The following is a 7,887-nucleotide window of genomic DNA, read 5'->3' as shown; positions in this document are numbered from 1 at the left end:
ATCGCGTCGACGCTTATCCCGAGCCGTTTGATCTTGTCGTAGAATGTCTGTTTGGGGACGCCGAGCAACGTAGCCGCCGCTTGAACATCACCCTTCCGTCTTCGAATGGCGTCTTCGACGATGGTTCGCTCGACGCATTCGAGCTGTCGCGGCAGCGAGAGAGCCGCCTCGTCAAGATCCGTGTCTCCGATCATGCGATCATTGAGAACGCCGAGCACGAATCGGTCGGCGACATTGCGAAGCTCGCGTACATTGCCAGGCCATGAATGCGACAACAGGCGCGCGACAAGCCTCTCGTCCGCGATGGGCGCATCGCATTTGAATCGCCGCGCCGCATCGAGTGTGAAATGTTCAAAGAGCAGCATGATGTCCTCGCGCCGTTCGCGTAAAGGCGGAAGCTCGATGAAGGCGACGCCCAGCCGATAATAGAGGTCGGCGCGAAACAGCTTCCTTTCGCTCATCTGGAGCAGATCGGCCTTGCTCGCCGCAACGATCCGGCAATCCACCGGGATCGCCTTGTTCGAACCAACCCGTTCGATCATGCGCTCCTGAAGCGCGCGCAACAGCTTTACCTGTATGCCCAACGGCATGCTCTCGATCTCGTCGAGAAACAATGTGCCGCCGTTGGCATATTCCAGTTTGCCGACCCGCTGACGCGTCGCCCCGGTGAAGGAGCCGACCTCGTGGCCAAATAATTCGCTTTCGACAAGGGACTCCGGGAGTCCGCCGCAATTGACCGCCACATAATTGCCGCCGCGCCTGTCGCTATGATTGTGCAGACATTGCGCGACGACATCCTTGCCCGTTCCGGTTTCGCCATAGATCATCACGTCGACGTCCGTAGACGCAAGCGTCGAAATCAGCCGTCGAACCTTCTGAATTTGCGGCGATCGTCCGATCAATGTCTTTTCAATGCCGCGCTGGTCCGCGAGCTGCGAGCGCAAGGCGCGCACTTCCAAAGTCAGGCGCCGCTTTTCGGCGGCGCGATTGACCACGGCGACAAGTTGCTCGGATGAGCACGGCTTTTCGATGAAATCATAAGCGCCCGCGCGCATGGCCTCGACCGCCATGGCGATATCGCCATGGGCGGTGACGAGGATGATCGGCAAGTCGGGATCGGCCTGACGGAGTTCCGACATGAATTCGGTTCCGCTCTTGCCGCGCAGGCGCACGTCCGAGACCACGACGAACGGCATGTCCACGCACACGGCGCCGCTTGCCTGTTCCACCGACGGAAAAGCCAGCACATCGAAACCGGCGAGCTTGAGCGCCTGGACGGCGCCAATGCGGACATCCTCGTCATCCTCGACATAGATCACGCCAATGGGAAACTGATCGGTCATGGCTAACCTTCGAAATTGCCGGCGGCGGGAATTTCAATCGTAAAAGCGACCCCTGTCGGCGTCAGATTTTGCACGGAAAGTCTTCCGCCAAACGAGCGCACGATATGATCGCACAGCATCAGCCCAAGCCCCAATCCCTCGCCCGGAGGCTTCGAGGTCACGAAGGGCTCAAAAACACGCGAAAGCATATCCGAAGGAATGCATGGACCATTATTCTCGATAACGATCTCGCACATTTCTCCGTTCCGCGTCGCGCGAATGCCGATCGTCTTTTCCTGACCGCCGCCGACGGCGTCGATCGCATTGGCGATGACATTGGTGAAGACCTGCTCCAGCCGCGCTTGATTGGCGACGATTGCGAGTTCGGGATCGACCGACGTCGAAACGTCAATCCTCCCGTCGCGAATTCTGGCGCGCAGAAGGGACAGCGATTCCTGCACGGCCTTCGCGACGGAAATGTCGTCCAGCGGCTCATCCGACTTATAGGCGAACACCCGCAATTGTTTGGTCAGGCGCCCCATGCGACGCACCAGATTGCCGATGCGCGCGACATTGTCCCGCGCCTCGTCGAGGAGCCCTCTTTCAATCAGCACGGCCGTATTGTCAGCCGAGGTCTGGATCGCGGCGAGCGGCTGGTTCAGTTCATGCACAATGCCAGCCGACATCTGGCCGAGCGTGGCCAGCTTCTCGGCATGGACCAGTTCGCTTTGCGCGGCGCGCAATTCCGCCGTCCGTTCCTGAACCTTGATCTCGAGCATATCATGCGCGGCCTGCAGCGCCGCACGGCTGGCGAGTTTTTGCCGGATCGCCCGCCGTCTTTGACCTGCGATCAATAGGCCCAACATCAGGACGACGGCGGTCAAGCCGGAAAGCCATCCAATCAGGATCGCCTTCTGCCGCGTCGCCGATTCGTCTTCGAGCACGATCAGGCGCCAGGCGCCGCCATTGACCTTGCGCGAACTGGTGACGAAGGAATGCTCGCCCTCAATCGCGACGCGCGACGCGTTCTCGTCAATTCGGGCGCGCTCCATCCATGCGAGGGGCGTCAGAGCGGCGCCGCCATAGGGCCGCGCATTCGCGATTGCATCGCGTTCCGTCTGCGACAACGGTCGGATCGGACGATAGCGCCAGGCGTCGCGAGAGACCAGAATGGCGACGTCATTTTCATCCGCCAGGAGGACATCATCCGTCCGATCGCGCCAGCCGCGTTCGATGGCGTCGAGATTGATCTTCACCGCCGCGACGCCGCGCGTGGCGCCATTGGCGACCAGGGCGTAGGACTGGTAATAGCCCGGTTGGGCGCTGGTGATCCCGACGCCGAAAAAGCGCCCCCGTCCCGTCTTGAGCGCGTCGATGACATAGGGACGGAATGAGAGATTTCGTCCCAGGGGCGTGCCCTGCTGACGATAATCCGCCGCCGCGAGCGTCAGCCCCGAGACCCCGACGATATAAAGATTGGTCGCTCCCGCTATGGCATTGATCGATTCGAGATAGGCGCTCGCCTGCATCTGCAATTCGCCATTGTCGGGCTCATCGAGCAATCGTGCTATGATCGGCGACGCTTCGAGAAGATTGGGCAGGAATTCAAACCGGGCGAGCTGGCCGTCGAGCCGCGCGGCCTCGACATCCAGGCGTTGGCTCGCGCGTTCATGGAGGCGCTCCAGCCCGAGGCGAAAGGCCAGCGCATAGCCGAGCCAGGCGGCGAACGCCGCCAGGGCCAAAGCGCTCCCCGCGATAAGCGCCCGCCTGTAGGGAAGCCGCCTCGCGACGGGAGTCGCGGCTGCATCGGGCGGGACAGGCGAAGGCAGGCTTCCCATTGGATCAATTCCGAGAAAGCCGAGCGTGGCAGCCGACATGGCGCGAGCGCTTCAGCGCGCCATCTTGCCTTGCGTTGAACGCGATGAGAAGGGGGCGGCCAAGGACGTTCCGGACGCAAGATTCTGCGACGTTTCTCTGGCGCTTCATTCTCGCATTGGTCCCGACCGATCAGTGCAGTTTCACATGCGGCTCGGTTCGACGCGTGATCACGCGGGCGAGCGTGTCGAGCGTGGACTTGGCCGCGCCGTGCAAGGCGAGCTCGTGCATCTTGTAAAGCGATAGATACATCATGCGCGCAAACAGGCCTTCGATCATCAGATTGCCGCCGATCAGGCCGCCCATCATGTTTCCGACCGTGCTGAATTCGCCGAGCGACACCAGCGAGCCGAAGTCGCGGTAATGATAATCCTGAAGCGGCTTGCCCGCCAGCATTCGCCCGAATTGCCGGAACAGATGCGAGGCCTGCTGATGCGCCGCCTGCGCGCGCGGCGGGACATTGCCGTTGTGGCCCTGCCACAGGCACGCCGCGCAATCGCCCATGGCGAAAACGGCGTCGTCACGCGTGGTCTGCAATGTCGGGCGGACCACAAGCTGGTTGATCCGGTTGGTTTCCAGACCCGCGATGTCCTTGAGAAAATCGGGCGCCTTCACGCCCGCAGCCCAGACCACCAGTTCTGCCGGAATGGCGCGACCGTCGACCAGCTCCACCGAGTTTTTCTTGACCTGCGCGACCTTGGCGCTCGTCAGCACCTGCACGCCGAGTGTGGTCAGCAGATCCTCGGTCGCCGTCGAAAGGCGTGGCGGCAATGAAGGCAGGATGCGGTCGGCCGCTTCGAGCAGGGTGACCTTGATATCCTTGTCGGGGTCGACCCGATCGAGCCCATAGGCGACAACTTCGCGCGTGGTGCGATGCAACTCGGCCGCGAGTTCGACGCCGGTCGCGCCGGCGCCGATGATCGCCACCTTCAACTGTTCGGGGCGCAATGGCGCCTCCTGGGCATGCGCGCGGATGCAGGCGTTGACCATGGATTCGTGAAAGCGCAGCGCGTCCTGCTGGTTCTCCAGCTTCATGGCGAATTCATTGACGCCCGGCGTTCCGAAATCGTTGCTCTGGCTGCCGATGGCGATGATCAGGGTTTCATATCCGAACGAACGCCCCGGCGTGACCTCCCTGCCCTCGGAATCATGATAGGGCGCGACATGCACCTCGCGCTTGTCGCGATCGAGGCCAATCATTTCGCCGATACGGTAGTGAAAGCCGTGCCAATGCGAATGGGCGAGATAATTCACCTCATGCGCGGACATATCCATGCTGCCCGCCGCGATTTCATGCAGTTTCGGCTTCCAGATATGCGTGCGGCTGCGCTCGATGAGGGAAACATCAAGAATACCCTTGCGCCCGTATTTGTCGCCGAGGCGCGTGGCCAGTTCGAGCCCGCCGGCGCCGCCGCCGACGATGACGACCCGATGGCCGAATTCCAAACGCTGATCCGCGCCAGTCATGATGTGCTCCGATAAGCCTTGGCGGCGGGCGTGTTAGAGCCCGCCCCGGGGGCGCAAGGCCAAATTGCAGGAAGGACGGGCGGCAGGCCTATTCAGCCGCCGCCGCCAAAGGCACCTCGCCGTGCGCCGCCGCGTCGGCGACGGCCAGCGCGGTCAGATTGACGATCCGGCGAACGGTGGCCGATGGCGTAAGGATATGAACCGGTTTCGCCGCGCCCATCAATATGCCGCCGACCGTAATGCCGTTTCCAGCGGCGACTCGAAGCAAATTATAAGAAATATTGGCCGCTTCGATGTTCGGCATGACCAGAACATTGGCCGGTCCCTTGAAGTCCGACTCGGGCATGGCGTTTTCGAGAATGGTCGGCGACAGCGCCGCGTCGGCGCGCATTTCGCCTTCGACCATCAGGTCCGGCGCCCGCAGAATCACGACCTCCCGCGCGCGGCTCATCTTGAGCGCGGAGGGCGCGCTGGAGCTGCCGAAGCTCGAATGCGACAACAAGGCGATCCTGGGCGTCTGGCCGAATTGCCGGACTTTTTCCGCCGCCATGATGGCGATGTCGGCGACCTGTGCGGCGGTCGGATTCTCGTTGACATGGGTGTCGCAGATGAAGAGCTGCCGCTCCTGCAGCATCAACATCTGCATCACCGCGAGCGTTTGAGCGCCTTCGCGGAGCCCGATGACGTCGCGAATGATGTCCAGATGATCAGACATCCGCCCCGTGACTCCGCACAGCATGGCGTCCGCCTTGCCAAGGCGCAGCAGGGCCGCGGCGAGCAAAGTGCTCCCTGCCCGCATCTGGCTTCGCGCCGACGCGCTGGAAACGCCGCGCCGATTGTGCGTGGCGTGATAATCCTCCGCGGCCGGACGATAATTTTCGGGATCGTGAGGGTCCGCCAGTTCGTAATTCTCGCCGAGAGCCAAACGCAAACCGAAGTGCTCGATCCGTTGCCGAATGACGTCCGGACGGCCGAGCAGAAGCGGCCGCGCCACGCCCTCGTCGACGACCACCTGCGCCGCCCGCAGAATGCGCTCATCCTCGCCATCGGCAAAGATCACCTTCTTCGAGCGCCGTTTCGCAAGGGCGAACACCGGCTGCATCGCGTTGCCGGAACGATAGACGAACTGTCCGAGCCTTTCGCGATAGGCGGCCCAATCCTCGATCGGCCGTCGCGCCACGCCCGAATCGGCCGCCGCCTTCGCCACGGCGGGGGCGACGATCTCGATCAGGCGGGGATCGAAAGGCTTGGGAATGAGATAATCCCGCCCGAAGCGCAGCCCGGCCGCGCCATAGGCGTTGGTGACCGCTTCAGGAATCTCGGCATGCGCCAGTTCCGCTATGGCGCGCACCGCGGCGATCTTCATCTCCTCGTTGATCGTCGTTGCCCCGCAATCCAGCGCGCCGCGGAAGATGAAGGGAAAGCAGAGGACGTTGTTGATCTGGTTGGGATAATCCGAACGTCCCGTGCCAAGGATCGCGTCCGGCCGCACAGCGAGCGCATCCTCCGGGAGGATCTCCGGCGTCGGATTGGCCATCGCGAAAATGAGCGGATCAGGGCCCATTTTCTGGACCATTTCCGGCTTGAGCGCGCCGGCCGCCGAGAGCCCGAGAAAGACATCCGCGCCCTCGATCACATCCGCGAGCGTGCGGGCGTTGGTTTCAACGGCATAGCGCGCCTTGTTCTCGTCCATGCCCTCCGTTCGACCGACATAGACCACGCCCTTGGCGTCGGCCACGGTGACGTTTTCGCGCCTCAGGCCCAGGCTGACGATCAAGTCGAGGCAGGCCAGCGCGGCGGCGCCGGCGCCTGAGGCGACCAGCTTCACTTTGTCGATATCCTTGCCCACGAGCCGAAGGCCATTGAGGATCGCCGCGGCGGCGACGATGGCCGTGCCGTGCTGATCGTCATGGAACACCGGGATCGACATGCGCTCCCGCAGCTTCTTCTCGATGTAGAAACATTCCGGCGCCTTGATGTCTTCGAGATTGATCCCGCCGAAGGTCGGCTCCATGCGCGCGACCGTGTCGATCAGCGCGTCGGGGTCGTTCTCCGCCAGTTCGATGTCGAAAACGTCGATGCCGGCGAATTTCTTGAACAAACAGGCCTTGCCCTCCATCACCGGCTTGCCGGCGAGCGGACCGATATTGCCAAGCCCCAAAACCGCCGTACCGTTCGTCACCACGGCGACGAGATTGGACCGCGACGTCATCTCATCCGCCTGGGACGCGTCTTCGACAATCGCCATACAGGCCTCGGCGACGCCGGGAGAATAGGCCAAGGCGAGATCGCGCTGATTGGCCATGGCTTTCGTCGGAACGACCGAGATTTTTCCGGGCGTCGGATAGCGATGGTAGTCGAGGGCTGCTTCCTTGAGATTCTGCGACATCGCCGCCTTTTCCTCTTGTGAATGAGACAAAGTTTCGGAGAGGCCGGCGCTCTGCCGCGCCGGTCGTTAGGACATCAGGCCGCGAGATCTTCGAGCTCGGCCTCCTGGAGGATCTGTTCGGTATCGGCGCTGCCGGACAGCCCGGCCTTGAGCTTGTCGCGGTCGAGTTCGCCCTCCCAGGCGGAGACCACCACGGTGGCGACGCCATTGCCGATGATATTGGTCAGCGCGCGGTTCTCGCTCATGAATTTGTCGATCGAGAACACAATCGCCATGCCCGGCACCAGGCGCGGATCGACTGCGGCGAGCGTCGCGGCCAAAGTGATGAAGCCCGCGCCGGTAATGCCCGAGGCCCCCTTCGAGGTCAGCATGGCCACGCCGACAATGATCAGCTGCTGCTTGAGATCGAGCGGAATGTTCAGCGCCTGCGCGATGAACAAGGTCGCCAGCGTCATATAGATATTGGTGCCGTCGAGATTGAACGAATAGCCCGTCGGCACGACGAGGCCCACTACCGAGCGCGAGCAGCCGAGCTTTTCGAGCTTGGCCATCAATTGCGGCAGCGCGCTCTCGGACGACGACGTGCCGAGCACGATCAGCAGCTCGTCCTTGATATAGAGCAGGAATTTGAAAATGTTGAAGCCGGTGAAGCGCGCGATGGCGCCCAGCACCACGACGATGAACAAAGCCGAAGCGAAATAGAAAGTCGCCACCAGGCCGAACAGGCTGCCGAGAACCGTCGGGCCATATTTGCCGACCGTATAGGCCATGGCGCCGAAGGCGCCGAGCGGCGCGGCCTTCATGATGATGCCGATGACGCCGAACACGGCGTGG

General features: G+C 62.4%; 5 protein-coding genes. All 5 read right to left on the bottom strand.

Annotated features, from left to right (window positions below):
• Positions 1–1,343 (bottom strand): sigma-54-dependent transcriptional regulator (locus ACE3S9_RS11205; RefSeq protein WP_374546544.1); only part of this gene is annotated, 1,343 nt, incomplete at its 3' end.
• A gap of 2 nt (positions 1,344–1,345) precedes the next feature.
• Positions 1,346–3,064: an ATP-binding protein gene (locus ACE3S9_RS11200; RefSeq protein ID WP_374546543.1), complete on the bottom strand. Its 1,719-nt coding sequence runs from the start codon at positions 3,062–3,064 to the stop codon at positions 1,346–1,348.
• A 265-nt stretch (positions 3,065–3,329) separates the two neighbouring features.
• Positions 3,330–4,664 (bottom strand): NAD(P)/FAD-dependent oxidoreductase, encoded by a 1,335-nt coding sequence (locus tag ACE3S9_RS11195; protein ID WP_374546542.1) that lies wholly within the window; start codon positions 4,662–4,664, stop codon positions 3,330–3,332.
• A gap of 88 nt (positions 4,665–4,752) precedes the next feature.
• Positions 4,753–7,053: an NADP-dependent malic enzyme gene (locus tag ACE3S9_RS11190; RefSeq protein ID WP_374546541.1), complete on the bottom strand. Its 2,301-nt coding sequence runs from the start codon at positions 7,051–7,053 to the stop codon at positions 4,753–4,755.
• Between the two features lie 74 nt (positions 7,054–7,127).
• Positions 7,128–7,887 (bottom strand): cation:dicarboxylate symporter family transporter (locus tag ACE3S9_RS11185; RefSeq protein WP_374546540.1); only part of this gene is annotated, 760 nt, incomplete at its 5' end.

The organism is Rhodoblastus sp. (assembly GCF_041915505.1).
Lineage (GTDB): Bacteria > Pseudomonadota > Alphaproteobacteria > Rhizobiales > Beijerinckiaceae > Rhodoblastus.
The sequence above is the reverse complement of the archived record's forward strand: the minus strand, read 5'-3'. Positions and strand labels throughout refer to the sequence as shown.